Raw genomic sequence first — 22458 nt, 5'->3', positions numbered from 1 at the left:
AGGGGTTGTCTGTGACTTTTATTCCAGCCGCGCGATTTCGATATCCGAAAATCCTCGACGACAACATTTGCGCCCTGACTCTTGACGCCGGAAGCACCCGATGGTCACTCTGAAAAGAGAACCGAATACTTTTCGAATAGCGAAAACAATCACGGAGGAACTGTGCACATCGCGATCGTCGGGGGCGGGATCGGCGGGCTGTGCGCCGCGAACGCCCTGCTCCGGAGCGGGTTCGACGTGACCGTCCACGAGCAGGCGGCCACCCTGCGCGAAGTGGGGGCCGGCGTCCTGGTGACCCCGAACAGCATCCGGCACCTGCACCGCATGGGATTGGCCGACGCCGTCGAAACCCTGGGCGCGCGGATCGGCGCGGGTTCCCGGTACTGCCACGCCGACGGCACGCCGGTCGGCGACATCCCAACTTCGGACTCGGCCGGGGAGTTCGGGGTCTACGGCATGCACCGGGCCGACCTGCTGGAGACGTTGGCCGCGTCCCTTCCGGACGGAACAGTCGCCACGGGGCGGCGCTGCGTCGGCTTCAGCCAGGACGCCGGTGGCGCGCGGGTGCTGTTCGCCGACGGCACCTCCATCGACGCCGACGCGGTCGTCGCGGCCGACGGTATCCGTTCCGGCCTCCAGCACCACGTCGTGCAACCGGCGGCCCCCGTCTACTCCGGCCACGTCGCCTACCGCGGGCTGGTCCCGTCGGAAGCCGTTCCGGAGTGGCCGACCGACGTCCAACTGGTGTGGATGGGCGACCGGCAGCACTTCATGGTCTACCCCGTGCGCGGAGGACGGTTGCTCAACTACGTCGGGTTCCTCCCGCACCCCGCCGGCGTCGATGAGTCGTGGTCCGGCCAGGGCGACCCCGACGAGTTGCGGGCGGCTTTCGAATCGTGGGACCCGCTGATCGGCAAGCTCCTCGTCCACGTCGACACGACCTACTGGTGGGGACTCTACGACCGCGAACCGCTGGCGTCCTGGACCAGGGGGCGCCTCGCTCTGCTCGGCGACGCCGCGCACCCGATGCTGCCCCACCTCGGCCAAGGCGCGAACCAGACCATGGAGGACGGAGTCGCGCTCGCGTCCGTGCTACGGGAAGCCGCGCCAGACCGGATCCCGGACGCGCTGGCGGCCTACGAGGCGCTGCGCAAGCCCCGCACCACGATCGTCCAGAACGGCGCCCGCGCGAACGGGCGGCGCTACGACTCTGCCTACACCGATCTCGCCCAGCGCGACGCCGAAATCGCCGACGCGGCCGTGTTCCGCGCCTGGCTTTACGATCACGACGTCGAGCAGGACGCGCGGGAGGTACTGGCGCGGTGAACGGACGAATCCATCCTGCCCGTGTCGCGCGGGCGTCATGAGCGGCCCGGAACGCGGCCCCGAGGGCATGGCGGGGCTGGCGAAAGGGCTGGCGGTCATCGAGTCCTTCACCGCCGGACAGCCGCAGCTCACCGTCAGCGAGGCGGCCCGGGCGACCGGGCTCAGCCCGGCCGCGGCCCGCCGGTGCCTGCTGACCCTCGCCGACCTCGGCTACCTCTACCGCGACGGGAACCGGTTCAAGCCCACCCCGCGCATGATCCGGCTGGGTTCGGTCTACTTCGAGGTCGCCGACGTGCCCCGGCTCGCCCAGCCGATCGTCACCGTGGCCCGGGACGAGATCGGCGAAGCAGTGTCCGTCGCGGTTCTGGAGGGCGCCGAGGCGCTCATCGTCGCCCGCGCGGAGGTCCAGCGCATCGTCAACACCGGGGTACGCCTGGGCGCGCGGCTGCCCGTGCACGCATCGGCCTCCGGGCGGGTCCTGCTGGCCGGGCTCCCCGACGACTCCGTCGAAACCCTCCTCGAGGCGAGCACCCCGGTCCGGACCACACCTCACACGCTCGTCACCAGGTCCGAGATCCGCGACCGGATCGAGCTGGCCCGCATCGACGGCGTCGCCTACACCAACGAAGAGCTCGAACTCGGCATGCGCTCCATGGCCGTTCCCGTCACCGACTCTGCGGGCCGCGTCCGGGCGGCCATGACGACCAGCTCCTTCGCCGCCCGCGCGTCGATCGACGAGATGCACCGCGAATTCCTGCCGGTGCTGCGGAAGCACGCCGCGGCGCTCGGCCGCAGCCTTTAGCCGCTCCGGCGTACGAAAACCCCCACGAACAGATACAGCGAGGTATTGATCGTGCCCTCTTCACCCCCTACCGTCCGGCTCCCCCAGTTCCTCGACGACCGCCCGCTCGGCCGGCTGCAGTACGGCGTGCTCACCCTGTGCGGTCTCGTCATGTTCCTCGACGGGTTCGACACCCAGGCGATCAGCTATGCCGCGCCCGCCATCGCCCGCGACTGGCACCTGCCGTCGGCAGCCTTCGGACCGGTCTTCTCGGCCGCCCTGATCGGGCTCATGATCGGCTACCTGGTGATCTCGCCGCTGGCGGACCGCGTCGGACGCCGCACCATGATCGTGGCCGCGACGACGGCGTTCAGCGTGCTGACGCTGCTGACGGTGTTCGCGCAGTCCGTCGAGGCTCTTTTCGTGATCAGGCTGCTCACCGGGATCCCGCTCGGCGCGGCGACGCCCAGCGCGATCGCGTTGACGAGCGAGTACGCCCCCAAGCGGCTCCGGGCGACGTTCGTCCTCGTCATCTACTGCGGATACTCGCTGGGCTTCGTCGTGGCCGGCGCTGTCTCGGGGGCTCTGATCCCGGTCTACGGCTGGCATTCGGTCTTCCTCGTCGGCGGCATCGCTCCGGTCCTCCTGGTCCCGCTGCTGTGGCGTCGGCTGCCGGAATCACCGACCGTCTGCCTGCGCCGTGGCCGCCCGGTGGCCCACCTCCTGCGACGGCTCGACCCGTCGCTCCCCCAGGACGTCCAAGTGCTCGGCGAGCCGGCTGAAGCGACACACCGCGTTCCCTTGGCGCGGCTGTTCTCTCACCGCTGGGTGATGGGCACACTCCTGCTGTGGGCGGCGTTCACGATCAACCTCGCCGTGTTCTACGCCCTGCAGAGCTGGCTGCCCACCCTGCTGGGGAAGGCCGGCTACTCGCCGAGCGCGGTCGTCGCCGCCACGACGCTGACCACGGTCGGCGGGATCGCGGCCGCGGTGGTCATCGGTCCGGCCATGGACCGGATCGGCGCGGCTCAGACCCTCGGCGCGCTCTACCTCATCGGGTTCGTCAGTGTGGGTTTCCTGGGTTTCGCCCTGGATCTGCCGTTGTGGGTGGTGCTGGTCGTGAACTTCGTCGCGGGGTGCTGCGTCAGTGGCGGCCAGAAGAGCGTCAGCGCGTACACGTCGATGTTCTACCCGACCGAGATGCGCTCGACTGGTGTCGGCTGGGGACTCGGCGTGGGCCGCGTCGGCGGTATCTTCGGCCCGATCGCGGTCGGCGTGGCGGTGTCCGCGGGGTGGTCGGACCGCTCACTATTCATGGCGGTGGCGGTGCCGCTGCTGATCGGGGCGGTGCTCGTACTCGCCCTCCCGCGCAGCGCCCGGCGAGCCACCGCAGCGGAGCCGCTGCCGCAGGCGGCTTCCGAACGCTCCTCTTAGGACGGTGCCCGGCCCCGCCTGCGATTCCCGGGGCCGGGCCCTATTCGATGACGGCTTCCTGCTCGAGGGCCTCGACGTCGAGGATTTCCAGTTTACGGCCGTTGTAACGGACGATCCCCTGCGACCGGAAGCGGCCGATGATGCGGCTGACGACTTCCCGCACGGTCCCGACCGAATCGGCGAGCTCCTGCTGCGACAGCCACACCGTCGGCAGTCCGCCGTCCGGGTCGGACATCGCGAGCTGGGAGATGTGCTGCGCGATCCGGGTGGCCGTGTCGGCGAAGACGCTCGCCTCGAGCGCACTGGTCCGCAGCATCATCAGCCGGGCCAGCTCGCGCGAGAGGGCCAAACCGACCGCCGGGTCGCGTTCGACGGCAGCCCGGAACCGCGGGCCGCGGATCATGAGCAGCCGGGACGGGACCAGAGCCTGGAAGTGCAGGTGCTGCTCGAACGCGGGCTGGTCGCTGATCGAGCGCGCAAGTCCCCAGCTGTCGCCCCGCCGCATGTACTGCAGCGTGGCCTGCCGGCCCTGCGGGCTCCGCAGGAATCCGCGGAACACGCCGTCGACCACCAGGGTGATCGGGTACGGCTCGGTAAGCCACGCGTAGTCGGTCTCCTGCACGAGGTGCCCGGCCGCGAACGTGGACACGACGGCTTCGGTGAGCAGCTCGTTCCGGTAGTCCTCACCCGGCAACCGGCCAAGGAAGCTGTCGTTCCACGCGGCCCGGACCCCGGCGTCCTGAGCATGGAGGGAGGCACCCGCCATGACGCCCCTTTCCCCACCGGCGAAATGCGTCCGTGCCGTCGCGACGCTCCAGCGGTCCTGTCCTCGGGCAGAAGTCATGGTGAGCCTAACCTCCCTCGTACCGGGGCGCCGCCGGACGACAGCCGGCGGCGCCCCGCTGATCACACCGCCGTGAGTTCGCGCAGCTGGGGCGCGACCTCGGTCGCGTACAGCTCGAGGCTGCGCGCGGTTTCCCGGTGGGTCATGTGCCCGGCATGCCCCATCATCAGGATGTTCCCGAAGCCGCCGACGTGGTCGTGGAAGCGGCGGATCTGGGTCACCACCTGGTCGGGAGTCCCGGCGAAGAGGACGCCGTTCTCGGTCATCCACTCCATGGTCTGCCCCCGCGCCTTCAGCGCGTGCGGGACCGGGGCCGAGGACGAGCCAAGGGCGGCGTGCAGCTTCGGCGCGCTGTAGCCGGGCGGGTGGGTCAGGTACGGCGGCACCTTGTTGGCGTCGAAGTACCAGCGCAGTTTCTCGGCGCCGGAACGCGCTTCCGCCTCGGAATCCGCCACGTAGACACCGACGCCGTAGGCGAGCCGGTCCGAAGGGCATTCCGTCCCGTGCGTGGCCGTGTACGTCCTGCGGTAGTCCTCATAAAGCCGCTTGGCCACATCGGGTCCGGTCACGAAGCACGCCATCGTGTGCCCGCGCTCAGCGATCGGCGGGATGCTGCTGGGGCTGGTGCCGGTGACCCACATCGGCGGGTGGGGCTGCTGATAGGGCCGCGGCCAGATGTTGACCGACCGGTACTGCCACGTGCCTTCCCACGAGAACGGGCCGTCATGCTCTGTCCAGGCTTTCTTGATCAGATCCTGGGCCTCCCACATGCGCTCATGCATGCCGGTGGGCCTGCTGTTGGCGGGGAGGATCTCGAACGGGACGCCGCGGACGAACCCGACCTCCAGCCTGCCGTGGGACAGGACGTCGATCATCGCCATCTCCTCGGCCAGCCGGACCGGGTCGCGGCGGTTGGCGACCGGGTTGCCGAGGATGAGGATCCGAGCGTTCTTCGTGGTCCGCGCCAGGGCCGTCGCCATCAGCGGGGTCGCCGGCACGATGCAGGTGGGGGTCGCGTGGTGCTCGTTGGTCATCACGTTGAGCCCGAGCTCGTCTGCCTGCTGCCACAGGTCGAGGTAGCGGTCGTAGAGCCCGGCCCCGACGACCGGATCGAAGTGCTTGTTGGGCAGCGTCACCCGGATGGAGTCGTAGGTGTCGGGGTCCGGCAGGTCCGGATAGGGGCATTCGGTGAAGTACCAGGTTTGCATCAGCGGTTTTCCTTCCCGGTGAGGGCGAACTTCCGGATCAGCTCGACCGTCTCGTCCGGACGTTCGATCTCGGGGTAGTGCCCGGCACCCGCGACGCGTTCCAGGCGGCCGCGGGCGACGCGCCCCGTGAGGGCTTCGTAGTAGCCGGGCGGGGTGAGCCGGTCCTCGTCGCCGGCGATCACAAGCGTCGGCGCCCCGATCCGCGGCAGCAGCGCGGGCAGGACCGGGTTGTGCAGGTAGGGCTCCCAGCCGTAGTGCATGAACGTCTCGCGGTACTCGGCGCGCTCCACGATCTGCTCCGGCTCGGTCCGGCTGCACCACGGATCCCGTGCGCCGTCGGCGTAGAGAATCTCGCGGATCCGGTCCGCGGACTCGACCACGACCTCGGCGAAACCGCGTTCTTCGCGGCCGTTGAACTTGGCGCCGAGTGGCCCGAGCAGCGTCACCGAGGCGAACCGCCGCGGCTCCATCACCGCCATCTCCATGGCGATCCACGCCCCGAGGGACGATCCGATGATCGCGCACCGCGTGATACCGGCACTGTCGAGGAGGTCCAGGTAGAGGTAGGCCAGGTGCTGCGGCCGGTCGACGCCCGGAACCCGGGGCCGTCGGTCGAAGCCCGGGTGGGTGATCGCGAGCACCCGGTGGGTCCCTCCGAGGCCCTCGACGAGAGCCCGGACGCTCTCCGGCCCTTCCTCTCCGTGCAGCACCACGATCGGCAGGTCGGGTGGGCTGTCCGGGTGCCCGGCGGACCCGCTGTCCGCGACGAGCACTTCGGCGGCCCAGGCCCGGAGCTTGCGGCGTTCGCTGTCCACGCTGACCCCTTTCACACGCTCTCGATGGTTTCGGCGGCCGCTCGGTGGCGGCCTGGGGTCATGCTCGTGTCCGCGGGCCCCGACCTGCTACGACCGCCGTCACCGGCCACAGTGAGCGGAGTCACCGAACGGCCCCCTTCCGGTACCGACGGGCGAGGAAGGACAGCAGGTCCGCGCGGAACCGCTCCGGGTGCTCGATGTGCGGCAGGTGCCCGCACTCGGGGTAGACGAGCAGTTCGACGTCGGGGATGCGCGCGGCGATGTCCTCTGCGTATCCGGGCCGTCGCAACGGGTCGTCCGCTCCCGCGACGAGGAGCGTCGGGACCGCGATGTTCTCGTAGACCGTGCGGTCGGGCTTGCCGAACTCGCCGCCGGACGTGCCGGTCTCCGCGCCGGGCGGGCGCAGGCGCGCCGAGGCCGCGCACTGCCACGCGCCCGGTTCGAGGCTGAGCCGGTACCGCCAGCGGACGTAGCCGGGATCGTCGGCGAGGCGCGGCGAATGCATGACCGTCCGGAGGATGCGGGCCATTCCCGCCTCCGTCAGATCGTAGTCCACAATGGCCTTCCGGGCGTCGTTGTCGGGGACGAAGCCCCCGCCGCTGACCACGACCGCGGCCTCCGCGCGGAAGTACCGCCCGCCCGCGGCGAGATCCCGGGCCAGGTAGGTGCCGCCCATCGAGTTCCCGACGAACGCGGCGGATCCGACGTCCAGCGCCTCGATCGTCGCCGCCAGGTGCCGCAACCGCCGCCCGGTGGGGTCCGAGAAGTCGACGATCTTGTCCGTGCGTCCGAAACCGAGCCAGTCGGGGGCGACGGCGCGGTAGCCGGCCTCGGCAAGGGCCGGGACGACGTCGTACCACGACGTCTCCGCGGACGCGCCGTACTCGCCCGAGTGCAGCAGAACCACGGGTGGTCCCGAGCCCTCGTCCAGCACGTGGGTGCGCATTCCGTCGACGGTGATGAAGCCCATCGTTCTTCCTTTCGGGTCGTCAGGTCAGGTCACCCGCGACGAGTCGGTGTCCCAGCCGACGTCGTTTGGTTTCGAGGTACCGGCGGTTCTCCGGCCGCGGCCGGGCCTGCACCGCGACCAACTCGTGCACCGTGATGCCGTTGCGCTGCAACGCGAGTGCCTTGCTGGGGTTGTTGGTGAGCAGCCGCACGGTTGGGATCCCCAGCCGGCGCAGTAGTTCCGCGGCCGGCGCGAAGTCCCTGGCGTCGACGGGCAGCCCCAGCCGCACGTTGGCCTCGACGGTGTCGCAGCCGCCGTCCTGCAAGGCGTAAGCGCGGATCTTGTCGACCAGGCCGATCCCGCGACCTTCCTGCCCGCGCAGGTAGATGACGGCGCCCGCGCCGGCGCGGGCGATCGTCGCCATCGCGAGGTCGAGCTGTTCACCGCAGTCGCAGCGCCACGAGCCGAGCACATCGCCGGTGAGGCACTCGGAGTGCACCCGGACCGGCGGGGCTTCCACAGTGGACGGATCACCGAGGACCAGGGCGAGGTGCTCGGTCCCGTCCGCCGCTCGGTGACCGACGGTACGCCAGATCCCGTACCGGTTCGGGAGCAGCGCCTCCGCCGCATCCGAACGGCGGGCAACCGCGGCGGCGACGGCACCCACGTCGAGGATCGGAATGTCCAGGCGGTGCGCCAACGCCGTGAGGTGGGCTCGGTCAGCCGCCGCCCCTTCGCCGTCAAGCACCTCGCAGATCGCGGCAGCGGGTACCAAACCGGCCATGGCGACCAGCTCGACCGATGCCTCGGTGTGGCCCCGGCGCTCGAGAACCCCGCCCGCGACGGCCCGCAGCGGAAACACGTGCCCCGGCCGACGGAGGTCGCCGGGGCGAGTCTCAGGGTCTGCCAGCGCCCGGATCGTGGCCGCCCGGTCAGCGGCGGAGATTCCGGTGCCGGTGCCCGTCGCGTCGACCGACACGGTGAACGCCGTGCCGTGCCGGTCGGAGTTGTCACGCACCATCTGGGGCAGGTCGAGCCGGTCGATCACCGACGGGGCGGCGGCGACGCACAGCAGACCGCGCCCCTCGCTGATCAGCAGGTTGACCAGCTCGGGGTCCGCCCGCTCCGCCGCGATGACGAGGTCGCCCTCGTCCTCGCGCGTCCGGTCGTCGAGCAGCATGATCGGCCGTCCCGCCCGCAGCGCGGCGACAGCGTCGCCGACCGCATCGGAAGCCCCTGTGGTGTGGCTCATCAGCGCCTCCTCGTCGATTCACTGCGGTCGATCGTGCTCGGCCGAATGAGGCTTGTCGGGAACCTGGGTCTCGTTCACGAGTGACTCAAGGCACTGGGAACGCGGGGCTCTCTTGTGAGAATGTGCTGATCAGAATCCCACCGATCACGAGAGGCAGGCCCCTGGTGCGCGCCGCTGTCTACACCCGGACCGGGAAGGCCCGTGAGGTCCTCCGAGTGCGCGATCTCGAGATGCGTGAGCCCGGGCGGGGCGAGGTGCGCGTGCGGATTTCCCTGTCCGGCATCAATCCCAGCGACGTCAAACGGCGTGACGGCCGGACGCCGAGCCGGATCGACGGGTTCCAGGTGCCCCACATGGACGGCGTGGGGAGGATCGACGCCGTCGGCCCCGGCGTGGCACCCGACCGGGTCGGGCAGCGGGTGTGGCTGTGGATGGCGGCCCTGTCCTCCCCGTGGGGCACCGCCGCCGAACAGTGCGTCGTGCCACACGAACAAGCGGTCCCACTCCCGGACCACGTGCCGGACGAGCTCGGCGCGTCCCTCGGCGTTCCCGCGCTGACAGCGCACCTGTGCCTGTTCCCGGATGGACCGCTCCAGGGCACCGACGTCCTCGTGGCCGGCGGCGCGGGCGCGGTGGGCCATTTCGCGATCGAACTCGCCAAGTGGGCCGGGGCCCGCGTGGCGACCACGGTGAGCAGCCCCGCCAAAGCGGAACTCGCTTCGCAAGCCGGCGCCGACCTCGTTGTCAACTACCGCACGGAGGACGCGATCACCCGGATCCGGGCCTTCAGCGACGGCATCAACCGCGTCGTGGAGGTCGCACCCGCGGCGAACTGGGAACTCGACACGGCCGTGTGCGCGACCGGCGCGCGCATCGTCGCGTACTCGGTCGACCGCCCCACGCTCGAACTGCCACTACTGCCGAGCCTGACGTCGCTCGTCACGATCCGCTTCCTGCTGGTCTACAGCGCGCCGCGCGATGCGGTCATCGAAGCAGCGCGGGAGGTGACCGCCGCGGCGGCGGCAGGCGCGCTCACCCCACTGCCGGTCCACTCCTTCAGCCTCGCGCGAATCGCCGCGGCCCACGAGGCCGTCGAAGCCGGCGTGACCGGGAAAGTCATCATCGACCTCCGTGAATGAACCCGGCCTCGCCGCCGCTTGACGACCGCTGAGCCTCAGTGGCTTGGTCATGCTTCTTGACTACCGTGCCCCAACGACCCGTGTCCCCGGGTGTTCATGGAGGTTCAACCGCGCGGTGTTGCCGGTTGGACCAGAGTCATGATAGTCATGAACTTGGACAAACAGGGGGGACCCGGCTTCGCGCGGAGCGAGACCGTCGATACGACGTACCGCTCCCCTGGCTCAGGCTGATCCTTCGTCCTCGCCCAGGGAACGGAGGTGAGCGCGTTGGTGTTCGGTGATGTCGGTGAGCATGGCCTTGAACTGCCGGTAGTGTTCCCGGCCGAGGCGACGCGCGTGCCGTCGCTGGATGTCGGCCATGATCTCGTCCGCGGCCCGCATCCTGACCAGACCTCGTTCCGTCGGGTAGACCAGCTTCGCTCGGCGATCACTGGGATCCGGTCGCCTTTCGACGTATCCCAGGACCTCCAGCTCGTCGACGAGCGTCCCGATGTTTTGCTTGTACTGGCCGGACCGCCGCGACAGTTCGGTCGCCCGCACCCCTTCTTCGTCCAGGTACGCCAGCACCGCGCCGTGACGGTGCTTCAAGTCGCCGAACCCCAGCGCGGCGAGCCTGGAGAACAACTCACGCTGGACCGCGAAGAGGAGCCTTCCGGCCAGGACGCCCAGATCCGGGTCGGTCGCGTTCCGGTCCGCGCGCGTCGCCATCCGCCGCACTCCCCTCTCGGCCGCCGATGCTGTCGTCGACACCTTAGCCACCGGATCCGGCTCCGCAGCCGCACGCCACGAACGAGTCCCTTGCCGAGACCGCCGTACTTCTGGAGGATCGACCGGTGGAGCTGATCGGCCGAGAGCAAGACATCACTTCGCTGCGGGATTTCTTCGACGGCGCGGGCGTCCGGGGCGGGGCCATGCTGGTCGTCGGCGACGCCGGTGTCGGTAAGACAGCAGTGCTCGACGAATTCGCCGACGGCGAAGCCCGGCGCGGCGTTCGCGTCCTGCGAGCCGCGGGCGTGCAGTTCGAAGCCGACGTCAACTACTCCACACTCAACCAGCTGATGTTCCCGCTCGGCGACGAGATGACGTCTCTCGACTCCGGACAGCGGACGGCCCTGCGGTGCGCGCTCGGCTTCGAAATCGGCCAGGTTCCCGACCGGCTCGTCGTCTCGAACGCCGCTTTGCTGTGCCTGCGCGCCGCCGCGGCCGAGAACCCGATCCTCATCGTCGTCGACGACCTCCACTGGGTGGACCGCGCCAGTGCCGAGGTGCTCGGCTTCGTGGCGCGCCGCCTGGTCGGCAGCCCCATCGTGTTCCTGGCGGCGTGCCGGTCCGCGGAGCGTGGTCACTTCCGCAACAGCGGGCTGACCGAAGTCGTCCTGCCGCCACTGCCCACCGCCGCAGCCCGGACCCTGGTCGACCGCCGGTTTCCGGATTTGGCGCCCGCGGTGCGGCAACGGCTGCTCGCCGAAGCGGCCGGCAACCCGCTGGCCCTGCTGGAACTGCCGTCCGCCTTGGACGGCGACCAGCGCACCGACTTCACCACGCTGCCGGCGGTGCTGCCCCTGTCCGAGCGGCTCCAGGCGATGTTCACCTCCCGGGTGCGCGACCTGCCGCAGCGGTGCCGGCTGATGCTGCTGCTCGGCGCGCTCGGCAGCACCACCGAGCCGGGCCGCCTGCGCACGGCCGGTGGCAGCACCTGCGACCTCGACGATCTCGCCCCTGCCGAGGAGAGCCGGCTGGTGCACCTGAGCGGCGGGCGGCTGAGCTTCCGCCACCCGCTGATCGGCGCGGCTGTCGTCGAGGCGGCATCGGAACGGGACCGGCGCTGGGCGCACGGCGCGCTGGCCGCGGTCGTCGACGCCCCGGAACGGCGGGTCCGGCACCTCGCCGAATCGGCGGTCGGTCCGGACGAAGACATCGCCGGTCAGCTCGAAGCCACGGCGCAGGACATCCTCCGGCAAGGGGACGCCCTCGGTGCCGTCACCGCGCTGACTCGCGCGGCCGAGCTCAGCCCGGCAGCCGCCGACCGGAGCCGCCGCCTGGCCGAAGCCGCGTACATCGGCGCGGAAGCCGGCGGTGAGATGGCCACCGCGAGCAGACTGCTGGGCGACGCGCGGCGCACCGGATCCCTCGAGACCCACTCGCTGCACGCCGCCGCGGCCGCCGCGCACCTGCTGATCAACTCCGAGAGCGACGTGACGACAGCGCACCAGCTGCTGGCCGGGGCGATCGAGGCCGGCGAACACGGCTTCGACGCGAACGACCCCGTCCTGACCGAGGCCATGCACAGCCTGATGCTCATCAGCTGGTGGGTGGGCACCGAGGAAGCCGGAGAGGCGTACCGGGCCCTGGTCGACCGGCTGAAGCCGGCACCCACGCCGGTGACCCGGGTGAACGCGATCATCTTCACCGACCCCGCCCGCGCCTCCGCCGAGGACATCGCCACCCTCGACACTCTGATCGACTCCGTGGGCACCGACCCCGAGCCGACCCAGCTCGTCCGGATCGGCACCGCCGCCCTGTTCGCCGACCGGCTGCACCGCCTGCGGGCCCCCGAAAGACGCCTGGCCGAAACCCGCCGACAGGGCAAAGGCCCGGCGCGGCGCCACCTCGGCGCGCTGATCCACCTGGCGCTCGATGCCTTCCACGGTGGCCGCTGGACCGAGGCCGGGGAGTGGGCCGACGAGGGACTCGTCGTCTGCGCCGAACACGGGTTTCGGTTCTTCCGCTGGTACTTCGCCTGGGTGCACGCGCTCGTCGCGGCCGCGCGAGGCCGCGTCGAGGCCGCCCGGCAGCTGACCGACGACACGATCCGCTGGGCCGGCGCACACCAGGCCGCGGGCGTGACCTTCTTCGCCCTGCAGGCGCGCACCCTCGCCGACATCGCCGCCGGTGACTACGAGTCCGCCTACCACCACGCGACCCGGCTCAGCCCGGCCGGGCAGCTCGCGCCGTACCGGCCCACGGCCTTGTGGGCCGGTTTCGACCTCGTCGAAGCCGGCTTGCACACGGGGCGCCGGGCCGAGGCGGCCGCGCACGCCGCCACCCTCCGCGAAGCTCACCTGGACACGGTGTCGCCACGGCTGGGCCTGCTGAGCGCCGCTGCCAGCGCGTTGGCAGCCGAGGACGACGCCGCCCGCGACTGGTTCGAAACCGCGTTGTCGGTCCCGAACCCGGACCAGTGGCCGTTCGACGTGGCCAGGGTGCGCCTCGCCTACGGCGTGCGGCTGCGCCGCCTGCGCGACACCGGCGCGGCGCGCGAACAGCTGACGCTCGCGCACGACACCCTTTCGGCGCTCGGAGCGACGCCTTGGCGCGACCGCGCTGCCAATGAACTGCGAGCGACCGGGCTGACTCGCCGGTCGGCGCCGGAGGGCCGGGCTTCACTGACGCCGCAGGAGCGCGAAATCGCCGAACTCGCGGGTGCCGGCCTGACCAACAAGCAGATCGGGCAGAGGCTGTTTATCTCGCACCGGACCGTCGGCGACCACCTGTACAAGATCTTCCCCAAGCTCGGCATCACCTCGCGCGCCGCGCTGCGGGACGCGCTGACCACCTACGAGCAGGACGAGCAGGTGGACACCACAGTCATGTGACGGGTGCTGTCCCCCACCGGGCGCGGCGACCCTGAACGGTATGAACCCAGACCCGCACCCCGGGATCCACTGGCCCCCCGGCTGGGGACCGGACCGCTGCGACAGCTTCGTCAACCACCGGCGCCGCACCTCCGCGCCCGCCGACACGGTCTTCGCGAAGCTGGCCGCCGTCGAAGAGTGGCCGAAGTGGCAGCGCGCGGTGGACCGCACCGAAATCGTCGAGGACCTGGCCGTCGGCAGCCGGTTCGTGGTCGTGTCCCCGCCGCACACCTTCGACGGGATCGTCGGCGAATTCGTCCCGCCGACCCGGTTCGGCTGGGCCGCGGTCGGCGACCAGCTGAGCTTCTACCAGTCGTGGCTGCTCCTGGACGACCCCGGCGGTGGCACACTGGTGATCTTCGAGGAGGCGTCCCGCGGGTTGGCGGCCCTGCCGCCCACCGGGCGGGCCGAGCTGACGCGCGGCTGGCTCGACACGCTGCCGCCCGAGCCGTGACGGGCACCGGGTTCTCCGCACGACGGTCCACACAGGCGGGTCACTCACCACGGTGAGCGACCCGCCTGTCGGCGTTCCGGCTCCCGTATCGTCCGGGTGCTGAACCGTTTCGGAGGTGTGGGCCCATGGCGGATGCGCCGATCGTCCTGCTGCACGGCTTCTACCACGGCTCGTGGGCGTGGACGGAAGTCATCGCTGAGCTCGCGGCGCGCGGCCGCGCGGGGGTCGCGGTCGACATGGCGGCGCACGGACTGCTGGCGAAATCCCCGCTCGCGGCGCACCGCCGCCCGTTCGACCCGGCGGCCTACGCCACCGAACCGTCGCCGGTCGCCGGGATCGGGCTCGACGCCGCCGCCGACCTGCTGATCGCCCAGCTGTCGCGAGCCGGCGGGGGAAACCCCGTCTCGGTGGTGACCCACAGCATGGGCGGGGCGGTGCTGACGAGGGCGGCCGAGCGGGAACCGGCCCTCGTCTCCCACATGGTGTATCTCGCCGCCTACATGCCCGCCACCGGCACGCCCTGCCTGGCCTACCCGTCGCTGCCCGAGGGCAGCAGCAACCGGTTCATGCCGCTGCTGGTCGGGGACCCGGCGGCCACGGGCGCGCTGCGGATCGACCCCCGCAGCCCCGACCCCGCGGTCCAGGACGCCATCCGCGAAGCCTTCTACGGCGACGTCGATCCCTCGACCGCCGCGGCCGCGGCCGCACTGCTGAGCTGCGACGCACCACTGGCGATGGTCACCGACAGCACGGAACTCACCGCGCACGGCTGGGGTTCGCTCCCCCGCAGCTACGTGGTGTGCACCGAGGACCGCACCATCCCGGCTCCGCTGCAGCGGCTGTTCATCAGACAGGCCGACGCGGCCTTCCCCGCGAACCTCACGAGGGTCGTCGAGCTACCCGCGTCGCACTCGGCGTTCCTGTCCGTCCCCGGCCGCGTCGCCGAACTCCTCGCCGACCTCCCCTGACGGCGACCCCGGTGACCGGTCAGCGACCGTCACGGCCACGGTCATCTGACGGACGCTGTTCCGCGGCTGTCCGGGCGACCATGGTTTCCGTCAGCACGAACGAAAACCCGATCCACACGGAGGAAACCATGGCCACCACCAAGCCGACCATCGTCCTGTCGCACGGCGCGTTCGCCGAGTCCGGCGGCTGGGGTCCCGTCGTGGAGCGCCTGCAGGCCGCGGGGCACCGCGTCGTCGCGGCGGCGAACCCGCTGCGCTCGGTGGCGTTCGACGCGGCCCAGCTGCGCGCGCTGGTCGACACCATCGACGGCCCGGTCGTCGTGGTCGGCCACTCCTACGGCGGGATGGTCATCAGCAAGGCCGCCGCGGGCGCCGGCAACGTCACGGCCCTGGTCTACATCGCGGCCTTCGCCCCCGAAACCGGCGAGAGCGCCGCGGACCTGTCCGGGCGGTTCCCCGGCAGCACGCTCGCCGAGACCCTCCGCCCGGTCCCGCTTCCCGACGGCAATCAGGACATGTACGTGGCCCAGGAGCTGTACCGGCAGCAGTTCGCGGCAGACGTGCCCGAGGAGACGACCCGGGTGATGGCGGCTACCCAGCGGCCGATCACCGCCGCGGCGCTGAACGAGGCCGCCGAAGGTCCGCAGGCCTGGGCCGGCGTCCCGAGCTACTTCCTGATCGCCGAGGCGGACAAGAACATCCCGGCCGCCGCGCACCACTTCATGGCCGAGCGGGCCAAGGGCGAGGTCGTCAGCATCGAGGGCGCGTCGCACGCGGTGTTCGCCTCGCACCCGGCCGAGGTCGCCGATCTCGTCCTGCGTGCGGCCGGCGCCTGACCACCGTTCCTCGTTCCCCTCAACGGCACGGCCGCCCGCGGTGCAGTCCGTCCGGACCGCGGTGCCCCTGGGGGCGGCCGTTGGGTTTCGTGTGGAATCCACCGAGATCGCCCAGTCGATCTCACCGGCTGCGTCCGCGGTGGCCGGCAGCCGCTGGGACACCACATCCCAGGGCCCGCCTCGGTAGACCGGCGGTGCCAGGTCCAGATTGTCCGCCAGGGACCGACACCGCCGGCACATCCCCGCATGCGATCCCGCACCGGTCGCGGTAGACGGCCCCTCCACCATCGCCCGGGCGTCGGAGAACGGCTGGCCCGGCCTCCCGGTCCGCACCGGTGGCAAATCCTCGATCAACGCGTGGCGCGGAGGCGTCGACCAGGACGACGGTGTCCAGCGTGCCGGGCGGTTCCGGCATCACCTGGCGATCGAAGAGGACCAATGACAGATGTCGTTGCCGCCGGAGCCGGCCTGTCCGGGCCATCTCCGGCTGGCCCACCCGAGCCGGCCCGCGACATCCCGATCCGGCTCGGGGCGTAAAACCATCCGTGGCCGACTTTCGCCGGTGAGCCAAGGGCCTCTGCGGGGACCGCCGTGGTACCGGTAGGTCGGCCGCGTACTCCGCGAGACGGTCGACCAGGAGCGCATCACAGCTCGGTACCTGAGCGATACCTTCCGTTCGTTGGCCGTCCGCGCGGAAATCGAACAGCAGCTCCGCCGCGTCGCCCGATGAAGCTCCGCGCGTGAGCGACGCTCAAGGCGCAACAGCAAGCAGGCTCACGGTGTCATCCACGTCGAGTTGGACACCAGCTGTTCGAGCGCGCCGACACGAACGGCGCCAAACTCGACGCTTAGCTCGGGAGCGGCCTCGCGGCCGCCGCGCGCGGCACCTCCGAGAACCTGCTCGACCGACCGCTCGGTGTCGATCCGCGGACGAAAGACAGCGGCTGCCTGGTCAGTGCATTCCTCGGCCTGGCACCCGCCCGTCCCGGCTAAGATGTCCGGCACCTGCGCCCCGGGGTTCACACAGGATGCACATCCGCCCGGCGATGAAGCCCCTTCCCCTACGGCAGCTCAAAATGATTCCGCCGGTAGAGCGCGTGGGCGTAATGGTCGATACCCCCCTCGGACACACTTTCGTGGCAGATCTGCCACCTCTGACGTACCAGTGCCTGAGTGCACTCCACCACCTGACTGCGGCATGTAGGCCGCGTCGGTGTGTCTTCTGGCGGTGGTCCTCGTGACCGGCACCGTGATCAAGCCGGTCATCCCGGCTACTCCTTCCCCCCACGATGGCTGTACCGCTGTCGGCATCGGGACGACCCGTCGAACGCTGCCACTCCCCGCCATGCCGGCGCCCCGAACGAACAGCGTCGTCTACGGGATGGCGGCCGTGGACTGTCGGGGCCGCGTCGCCGACCGGGCCGCGCTGACCGCACTCTCCTGGACGCCAGGCACCCGCGTGGACATCCGCGAAGCGCATGGCCTCCTCCTCATCCGCCGTGACGACCATGGTGTGCTCAGCGTGACCAGGCAGGGGCACCTCCGCCTGCCCGCCGCCGTCCGGCACCGCTGCGGCCTGGTCCCCGGCGACCGCGTCCTCCTGGTCACTCACCCGCAGTTGGACCTGGTCATCGTCCACCCGCCCGCAACACTCGACGACCTCCTCGCCCAGCGCCACACCGAAGCTCTGGGCGGTGATCCCGCATGACGACGCCGTCGTCAGCCGACCTGGACGCCGCGCGCCTGCTGCTAACCCGCCTGGGCCTGTCCCCCGAGGACCTCCTCGCAGCGCCCGCCGCACGGCCACCCGTGCCCACCTTCGCCGAGTACATCCCGATCGTCTCAGCCGCGGTCACCGACGGCACCCGCCGCGTCTACAGCTCCTACTGGAACCGCATCGACGCCCACTGGGGACACCGCCGTCTCGACGAACCCACCCCATCGGAAATCAAGCAGCTGGTCGAACACGTGAAGATCAACGTCGTCCCGCGGCGCAACGCCCGCGGCGGACGCAGCGCCGGCGAACACCTCATCGCCGCCCTGCGCTGCCTCTACCGGCACGCCGAAGACGACCGACTGATCGATCCGGCCGACAACCCCGCCAGCAAGGTCGCCAAACCCCGCCGCCTGCCCTCCACCCGCCGCGCCGTCGCCGACACCCGCCTCGCCGAGATCAACCACGTCGCCGCCACCACCGGCAACGACCCCGCCCTCGACACCCTGATCCTGCGCCTGCACACCGAAACCGCCTGCCGCCGCGGGGGCGCACTCGCCCTCCGCCCCCAAGACCTCGACCCCGACCAATGCCTCATCTTCCTCCGCGAGAAAGGCGAAACCGTCCGCTGGCAACCGGTCTCACCAACCCTCATGACCCACCTCCAACACCACGCCACCCACCGCCACGCCCCACGCCACGGACAACTCCTCCGCTACACCGACGGCCGTCCGATCACCACCCGTCGCTACGACCACCTCTGGACACGACTCGGCAAACATCTCCCCTGGGTCGCCACCCAGCAGATCTCCACCCACTGGCTCCGCCACACCACCCTCACCTGGGTCGAACGCAACTTCGGCTACGCCATCGCCCGCGCCTACGCCGGACACACCAACCAACACAGCGACCAGGGCACCACAACCACCTACGTCCGAGCCAGCATCCACGAGGTAGCCGCCGCACTCGCCGCCCTCACCGGAGAGCCACATCCGCTCGCCTAGAGCTACGAGTGCAGTGACCTTCAGATATGAACTATGTCGCGCTGTCGCGCTGACCTGGGGAGATATGGCTCCCCAGTGTCGCCGCGCCACAATCGCGTACAGGCTTGAGCCGCTCTGTAACAGACTGTGCCTGAGGTGCGACTCTCGGATAGTCCTAGTTGACCACGCTCCGTGCAGCTGACACCGCCGTGGTGTTCGTTACGTGGGGCACGGAACGAACGATCGGAAATGGCTTTGCCCGTCCCTGCGCTGGATGATGCGACAGGCTACTTACCTGTCGGTCGTCATCACTGCACCATCGAAGAATTCCGGAGCGCGTTCGTGGACGCCGAGCAGTTCACTGGAACTCAGCGCAGGAAAGAGATTTGGACACACTGGGAACGGGCCAAGGTCGTGCTAGGTCGTCTGGTGCCGGTCTATGCTGCTTGGATCAGCGGCAGCTACGTCAGCTCGAAGCCCGAACCCGACGATATGGACATCGTCTTCGTCATCGATGGACTCGCCGCAGAACGCCTCGTCGCCGATGAACCCACCAGGGCGCGATACCTCACCGCGTTTGCTCAAGGGAAGAGGTTCCACCAACCCGCCGGACGGCGCCTGGACACCTACCTCGTGCAGTGGCGGCCGATCCTAAAGCCGGGGCCGACCATGACCGATGATGAAGTCAGCTACTACCAGTCTCGCGGCCACTGGGACGACTTCTGGCAGCGTTGCCGAGCTGGAGCGAAGGACAGCCCCATCGTCGTTGCGGATACCATCCCGCAGCGTGGTTACCTGGAGGTGAAGCTCGATGACTACCCCCGATAGCTCGTTCGAGAGCTTCAGCTCCCCCGCAGACTTCTTCTCGGGCGTCGACCTCAGCTCAGTTCCCGCCTGGGAAACCGCGAACGAGCTGGCCGCCTTGAGCATTGCCGCGTTTGCGGCTGATCAAGATGGCGACCAACAGTCCCGAGGGGTCATCCGGCTTCACGGCGACGCGGTCGAGAACCACTCCATACCGGTGCGGACCACCATTCGAGTGCTCGGCGCGCTGCAAGACCTTGTTGCTGCGGTGGCGACCGCGCTTCGCGGTGAGCCAGCCGGGTTGCGCGGCCGGATACCGGAAGTCGCCCGTGCAGCCACCGAACTGAGGTTGGTTGCGGAACCACTCCCCGGTTCACTCGTGTTGAAGTTCGCGGCCGGGCCAACCGACACGGCGAGCGACCCCCGTCCGGCGTTGTGGCACGAGGTGACGCTGGCCGACCGCAGTATGCATCGGCTCATCGACCTGATCCGCGAAGCCGACCCGCTCGATCGCGAGCAATTGTTGAGTGAACTGCGCCCGCTAGGCCCGCGGGTCGCACGCCAACTGGTGAAACTTGCGGAGGCCGTGATTGACGACGAGGTCCTACTCGATCTCTCGTGGCAAGAGGCCGGCCGGGCAACCGATCGCGCCGCCGTACGCCGCTCAACCGCAGTCGCGTTGCGAGATGCAATCACCGAAGCAAGGGTGGACGTCGACCGTACGACCCTCGTTGGTGTGTTACAGACCGTAAGTCAGGTGCGAGCGCTCGACCTACTACTGGACAACGGCGACAGGATTACCCTGGAAGCGAGTGACGACGTACGTGCCGATCTTGGCCCCATGTACAACCACCGCGTTGAGGTGCTTGCCGAGGTTCGCGTACGAACGTCCGGAACTGGTCAGGACCGCGCGCGGTACCAGCTGATCTCGGTGCGCTCGCTCGAAGAAGAAGACTAGCGGGGCCACCGCGTGGCCTCACCGCGCGGCAGACCGACACCGCATCGGCGTACACATCCTCCTCGTCGACAACGGCAACCTCCCGCTTACCCGCCGCCGCGACACCAACCCCGCCTTCGACCGCCCCTGGCACCTGAACTCCGGCAAACTCGACGCCGGCGAATCCGTTCTCCACGCAGAAGCACGAGAAGCCCACGAAAAAGTCGGCGTCCTCATCAACCTGGCGCGACACCTCTCCACAGCACTGGTTAGGTTGAGTGGATGTTGCGTTCTTCGTGGATCAAATGGGCTCGGGCGGCCGAACACCAACGCCTACTCGCACGCGAGGGACGGGAGTGGATAGCGAACGACTCCTACGTCTACGACCGGACCGACAACGCCAGCGACGCCACCAACCCAGTGTTGGCCGTGCACTGGCGCCTGCGAATCATCCATCCGTACCCGGAGCGGTGGAGCGTGCTGATCGGCGACGTACTCACCAACCTGCGTGCCGCACTTGACCACAGCTTCTGGGCGGCCGTGGAAGCACACAGCGGAACACCTGCCGAACCGCACCGCGTGACTTTCCCGATCCACACCGAGCGCAAGAAATTCACGAGAGCCGCGAAGGACCTGCAACCGCTGGTGGCGCCACCATTGTGGGATTTCGTCGAGTCGGTGCAACCGTTTCATGGTGGCAGCGAAGCCCACACCCAGCCACTAGAGATCCTGCGCTGGATGTCCAATGTAGATAAGCACCGCGCGGTTCATGTCCTCGGCCGTACCGCGTTCGACTTCGGGCCGCTGCTCGTGCGCTCGGCACCTCCAATGGAGGTGGTGCAGGAGTGGCGGCGCGAAGGCCCAACAGGCGACGGCGACGTTATCGCTCGCGTGAAGCTGCGCCGTCCGCCCGGCGGGACGACTGTGGACCTGGTGCCTACCTTCGCTCATACGGCGTGTCTCCAGATCAGCGACGACCCCGGAGAAGTGCGCAGCCTGCACTCGGTCATGGACGTCATGCGGGAGCATGTCCTGGGCGTTCTCGCCAGCTTCACCGATCTGTTAGGTGAACCCTATCCTAAGCCGGGGGCGCTCGAGCTCGGCGAGAACCATGACCAGTTCGCGCCGGAGTTCGGCGGCGCCATCGCCGTCATCCGCGAGCTGGACGGCACAACCCACCGCGTCAACCTCGACCACCTTTCGGCCGAACACGAGATCGAACAGGCTGACCCGACCTCGTAACCTGTGAATCCGACCCAAACCGGCGGTACGTCCCATCCGCGACGAAATCGGCCGCCGCGTGCGGACCCTGCTCGAAGGACGCTCTCGCGTGAGCGTGACCCAGCCAAGGGCAGGCACCTCGTGCTCATCGGCTGGTGAGGCTGGTTACCGAGGGCGCCTGCCCCATCGAGACGGTCGGGACACAGGTCAACTGTTAAGCCGGCAATTGGTGAGCAGTCGACAGGCCTCCCGTCGACGACGCCAATGGGCCTCTGACTGGCTACCCAGGCACTCGCCTCCGCACCCACTGACGCACGGCCTCTCCGCGATCCGCGGTTCCCTCACGACCAGGACTCCCCGCCGCGGACAGCTGATCATCATGGGCAGCCGCCGCGGAGGGCGTCCTCGGACGATCAGTAGATCAGGTCGCGCGGCTTGTGCTGGATGCTGATCCAGTGCTGGGTCGTGAACTCCTCCGCCACCCAGTGCCCGCCGAAACGGCCGAGGCCGGATGCCTTCTCGCCGCCGAAGGCGATGTGTACGTCGTCGTGCACGGTGGTGTCGTTGATGTGCGTCATGCCCGCTTCGACGCGAAGGGCGAAGCGCAGGCCGCGCTCCACGTCTTCGGTGAACACGCCGCTGGACAAGCCTGCGTCGGTGTCGTTGGCGATGCGGAGGGCGTCCTCCTCGTCCTGCGCCCGGATGATCGTCGCCACCGGGCCGAACACCTCTTCGGCCGCCGTGGCGACGTGGTTGTCGCCCAGCAGGACGTGGGGCGGAAGCACGCGGCCGGTCGGTCCGGTCGGCTCGCCGGACAGCAGCAGCCGCGCGCCGCCGGCCACCGCACGCTCGATCTTGTCCCGCACGGTGCCGAGCTGCCTGTCACTGATCACCGGGCCGATCTGCGTGGCCGGGTCCCGGGGATCGCCCACCCGCAGTGCACGGGCCTGCTCCACGAAGCGGTCGACGAACTCGTCGTGCACCGATGCGTCGACGATGACCCGGTTGGTGGCCATGCAGATCTGACCCTGGTGGTAGTAGCTGCCGAACACCGCGCATTCCACGGCGCGCTCGAGGTCGGCGTCGTCGAGGATCACCAGCGGGCCGTTGCCGCCCAGCTCCAGAGACAGCCGCTTGATCCCGGCCTTCGCGATGATC

Annotated in this window: 21 protein-coding genes; 14 read left to right on the top strand and 7 right to left on the bottom strand. The window is 69.8% G+C overall.

What is annotated here, in order from left to right; genetic code table 11:
- Positions 1-162 precede the first annotated feature (162 nt).
- From AMY39116_RS0318195 to AMY39116_RS0318185, 3 genes are read left to right on the top strand one after another with little or no spacing between them, the layout of a single operon-like run.
- Positions 163-1326 carry an FAD-dependent monooxygenase gene (locus tag AMY39116_RS0318195; RefSeq protein WP_020419068.1) on the top strand — a complete coding sequence of 388 codons (1164 nt, stop codon included), beginning with the start codon at positions 163-165 and terminating at the stop codon, positions 1324-1326.
- Between the two features lie 37 nt (positions 1327-1363).
- On the top strand, positions 1364-2128 hold the full coding sequence (locus AMY39116_RS0318190; protein ID WP_020419067.1) for an IclR family transcriptional regulator C-terminal domain-containing protein: 765 nt from the start codon (positions 1364-1366) through the stop codon (positions 2126-2128).
- A 51-nt stretch (positions 2129-2179) separates the two neighbouring features.
- Entirely contained in the window at positions 2180-3541 is a 1362-nt protein-coding gene (locus tag AMY39116_RS0318185) for an MFS transporter (RefSeq protein WP_235716165.1), read from the top strand.
- A 40-nt stretch (positions 3542-3581) separates the two neighbouring features.
- Here AMY39116_RS0318185 and AMY39116_RS0318180 read toward each other — a convergent pair whose 3' ends face one another.
- From AMY39116_RS0318180 to AMY39116_RS0318160, 5 genes are all read right to left on the bottom strand, one after another.
- On the bottom strand, positions 3582-4307 hold the full coding sequence (locus AMY39116_RS0318180) for a Crp/Fnr family transcriptional regulator (protein ID WP_202961437.1): 726 nt from the start codon (positions 4305-4307) through the stop codon (positions 3582-3584).
- Positions 4308-4447: 140 nt separating this feature from the next.
- A complete protein-coding gene (locus tag AMY39116_RS0318175; RefSeq protein WP_020419064.1) occupies positions 4448-5593 on the bottom strand; it encodes an LLM class flavin-dependent oxidoreductase in 1146 nt (381 codons plus the stop codon).
- Positions 5593-6408, bottom strand: coding sequence for an alpha/beta fold hydrolase (locus tag AMY39116_RS0318170; protein ID WP_162146045.1), 816 nt, complete (start codon positions 6406-6408; stop codon positions 5593-5595). The genes AMY39116_RS0318175 and AMY39116_RS0318170 overlap by 1 nt, the downstream gene beginning before the upstream one ends.
- Positions 6409-6529: 121 nt before the next feature.
- The gene (locus AMY39116_RS43135; protein ID WP_020419062.1) at positions 6530-7378 is read right to left on the bottom strand and encodes an alpha/beta fold hydrolase; all 849 of its coding nucleotides are present in this window, start codon (positions 7376-7378) and stop codon (positions 6530-6532) included.
- Between the two features lie 19 nt (positions 7379-7397).
- Complete coding sequence (locus AMY39116_RS0318160) at positions 7398-8609, bottom strand: bifunctional 3,4-dihydroxy-2-butanone-4-phosphate synthase/GTP cyclohydrolase II (protein WP_020419061.1); 1212 nt, start codon at positions 8607-8609, stop codon at positions 7398-7400.
- A gap of 215 nt (positions 8610-8824) precedes the next feature.
- Here AMY39116_RS0318160 and AMY39116_RS0318155 point away from each other — a divergent pair, with 215 nt between their 5' ends.
- Positions 8825-9748: an NADPH:quinone reductase gene (locus AMY39116_RS0318155; RefSeq protein ID WP_235716164.1), complete on the top strand. Its 924-nt coding sequence runs from the start codon at positions 8825-8827 to the stop codon at positions 9746-9748.
- Between the two features lie 222 nt (positions 9749-9970).
- Here AMY39116_RS0318155 and AMY39116_RS0318150 read toward each other — a convergent pair whose 3' ends face one another.
- The gene (locus AMY39116_RS0318150) at positions 9971-10456 is read right to left on the bottom strand and encodes a MarR family winged helix-turn-helix transcriptional regulator (protein WP_020419059.1); all 486 of its coding nucleotides are present in this window, start codon (positions 10454-10456) and stop codon (positions 9971-9973) included.
- A gap of 125 nt (positions 10457-10581) precedes the next feature.
- On the opposite strand from AMY39116_RS0318150, the gene AMY39116_RS0318145 reads away from it, so the two are divergent.
- From AMY39116_RS0318145 to AMY39116_RS0318100, 10 genes are all read left to right on the top strand, one after another.
- A complete protein-coding gene (locus tag AMY39116_RS0318145) occupies positions 10582-13344 on the top strand; it encodes an AAA family ATPase (protein ID WP_020419058.1) in 2763 nt (920 codons plus the stop codon).
- A gap of 40 nt (positions 13345-13384) precedes the next feature.
- Positions 13385-13837, top strand: coding sequence for an SRPBCC family protein (locus tag AMY39116_RS0318140; RefSeq protein ID WP_020419057.1), 453 nt, complete (start codon positions 13385-13387; stop codon positions 13835-13837).
- 125 nt (positions 13838-13962) lie between these two features.
- Complete coding sequence (locus AMY39116_RS0318135) at positions 13963-14805, top strand: alpha/beta fold hydrolase (RefSeq protein WP_020419056.1); 843 nt, start codon at positions 13963-13965, stop codon at positions 14803-14805.
- A gap of 128 nt (positions 14806-14933) precedes the next feature.
- Complete coding sequence (locus tag AMY39116_RS0318130) at positions 14934-15641, top strand: alpha/beta fold hydrolase (protein WP_027936031.1); 708 nt, start codon at positions 14934-14936, stop codon at positions 15639-15641.
- A gap of 1237 nt (positions 15642-16878) precedes the next feature.
- The gene (locus tag AMY39116_RS0318120) at positions 16879-17349 is read left to right on the top strand and encodes an AbrB/MazE/SpoVT family DNA-binding domain-containing protein (protein ID WP_235716163.1); all 471 of its coding nucleotides are present in this window, start codon (positions 16879-16881) and stop codon (positions 17347-17349) included.
- The gene (locus AMY39116_RS0318115; RefSeq protein ID WP_020419052.1) at positions 17346-18359 is read left to right on the top strand and encodes a site-specific integrase; all 1014 of its coding nucleotides are present in this window, start codon (positions 17346-17348) and stop codon (positions 18357-18359) included. Before AMY39116_RS0318120 ends, AMY39116_RS0318115 begins: the two co-directional genes overlap by 4 nt.
- Before the next feature lie 228 nt (positions 18360-18587).
- A complete protein-coding gene (locus AMY39116_RS0318110; protein WP_020419051.1) occupies positions 18588-19166 on the top strand; it encodes a hypothetical protein in 579 nt (192 codons plus the stop codon).
- Complete coding sequence (locus tag AMY39116_RS0318105; RefSeq protein WP_020419050.1) at positions 19150-20100, top strand: hypothetical protein; 951 nt, start codon at positions 19150-19152, stop codon at positions 20098-20100. Before AMY39116_RS0318110 ends, AMY39116_RS0318105 begins: the two co-directional genes overlap by 17 nt.
- 43 nt (positions 20101-20143) lie before the next feature.
- The gene (locus tag AMY39116_RS48155; RefSeq protein ID WP_157358598.1) at positions 20144-20443 is read left to right on the top strand and encodes an NUDIX domain-containing protein; all 300 of its coding nucleotides are present in this window, start codon (positions 20144-20146) and stop codon (positions 20441-20443) included.
- A complete protein-coding gene (locus tag AMY39116_RS0318100; protein WP_020419049.1) occupies positions 20362-21321 on the top strand; it encodes a hypothetical protein in 960 nt (319 codons plus the stop codon). The genes AMY39116_RS48155 and AMY39116_RS0318100 overlap by 82 nt, the downstream gene beginning before the upstream one ends.
- A gap of 392 nt (positions 21322-21713) precedes the next feature.
- Here the strand turns inward: AMY39116_RS0318100 and AMY39116_RS47855 are convergent, their stop codons facing one another.
- Complete coding sequence (locus AMY39116_RS47855) at positions 21714-22454, bottom strand: aldehyde dehydrogenase family protein (RefSeq protein ID WP_255346853.1); 741 nt, start codon at positions 22452-22454, stop codon at positions 21714-21716.
- Positions 22455-22458: the final 4 nt, after the last annotated feature.

The organism is Amycolatopsis sp. ATCC 39116 (genome assembly GCF_000231075.2).
GTDB classification, from domain to species: domain Bacteria; phylum Actinomycetota; class Actinomycetes; order Mycobacteriales; family Pseudonocardiaceae; genus Amycolatopsis_E; species Amycolatopsis_E tucumanensis.
The sequence above is the reverse complement of the archived record's forward strand: the minus strand, read 5'-3'. Positions and strand labels throughout refer to the sequence as shown.

Excerpts from the sequence above, each read along its gene's own strand:
- AMY39116_RS0318190 (WP_020419067.1), top strand. The coding sequence starts at position 1,364 with ATGAGCGGCCCGGAACGCGGCCCCGAGGGCATGGCGGGGCTGGCGAAA.
- AMY39116_RS0318180 (WP_202961437.1), bottom strand. The coding sequence starts at position 4,307 with ATGGCGGGTGCCTCCCTCCATGCTCAGGACGCCGGGGTCCGGGCCGCG.
- AMY39116_RS0318175 (WP_020419064.1), bottom strand. The coding sequence starts at position 5,593 with ATGCAAACCTGGTACTTCACCGAATGCCCCTATCCGGACCTGCCGGAC.
- AMY39116_RS43135 (WP_020419062.1), bottom strand. The coding sequence starts at position 7,378 with ATGGGCTTCATCACCGTCGACGGAATGCGCACCCACGTGCTGGACGAG.
- AMY39116_RS0318160 (WP_020419061.1), bottom strand. The coding sequence starts at position 8,609 with ATGAGCCACACCACAGGGGCTTCCGATGCGGTCGGCGACGCTGTCGCC.
- AMY39116_RS0318150 (WP_020419059.1), bottom strand. The coding sequence starts at position 10,456 with ATGGCGACGCGCGCGGACCGGAACGCGACCGACCCGGATCTGGGCGTC.
- AMY39116_RS0318140 (WP_020419057.1), top strand. The coding sequence starts at position 13,385 with ATGAACCCAGACCCGCACCCCGGGATCCACTGGCCCCCCGGCTGGGGA.
- AMY39116_RS0318135 (WP_020419056.1), top strand. The coding sequence starts at position 13,963 with ATGGCGGATGCGCCGATCGTCCTGCTGCACGGCTTCTACCACGGCTCG.
- AMY39116_RS0318130 (WP_027936031.1), top strand. The coding sequence starts at position 14,934 with ATGGCCACCACCAAGCCGACCATCGTCCTGTCGCACGGCGCGTTCGCC.
- AMY39116_RS0318115 (WP_020419052.1), top strand. The coding sequence starts at position 17,346 with ATGACGACGCCGTCGTCAGCCGACCTGGACGCCGCGCGCCTGCTGCTA.
- AMY39116_RS0318110 (WP_020419051.1), top strand. The coding sequence starts at position 18,588 with ATGGCTTTGCCCGTCCCTGCGCTGGATGATGCGACAGGCTACTTACCT.
- AMY39116_RS0318105 (WP_020419050.1), top strand. The coding sequence starts at position 19,150 with ATGACTACCCCCGATAGCTCGTTCGAGAGCTTCAGCTCCCCCGCAGAC.
- AMY39116_RS0318100 (WP_020419049.1), top strand. The coding sequence starts at position 20,362 with ATGTTGCGTTCTTCGTGGATCAAATGGGCTCGGGCGGCCGAACACCAA.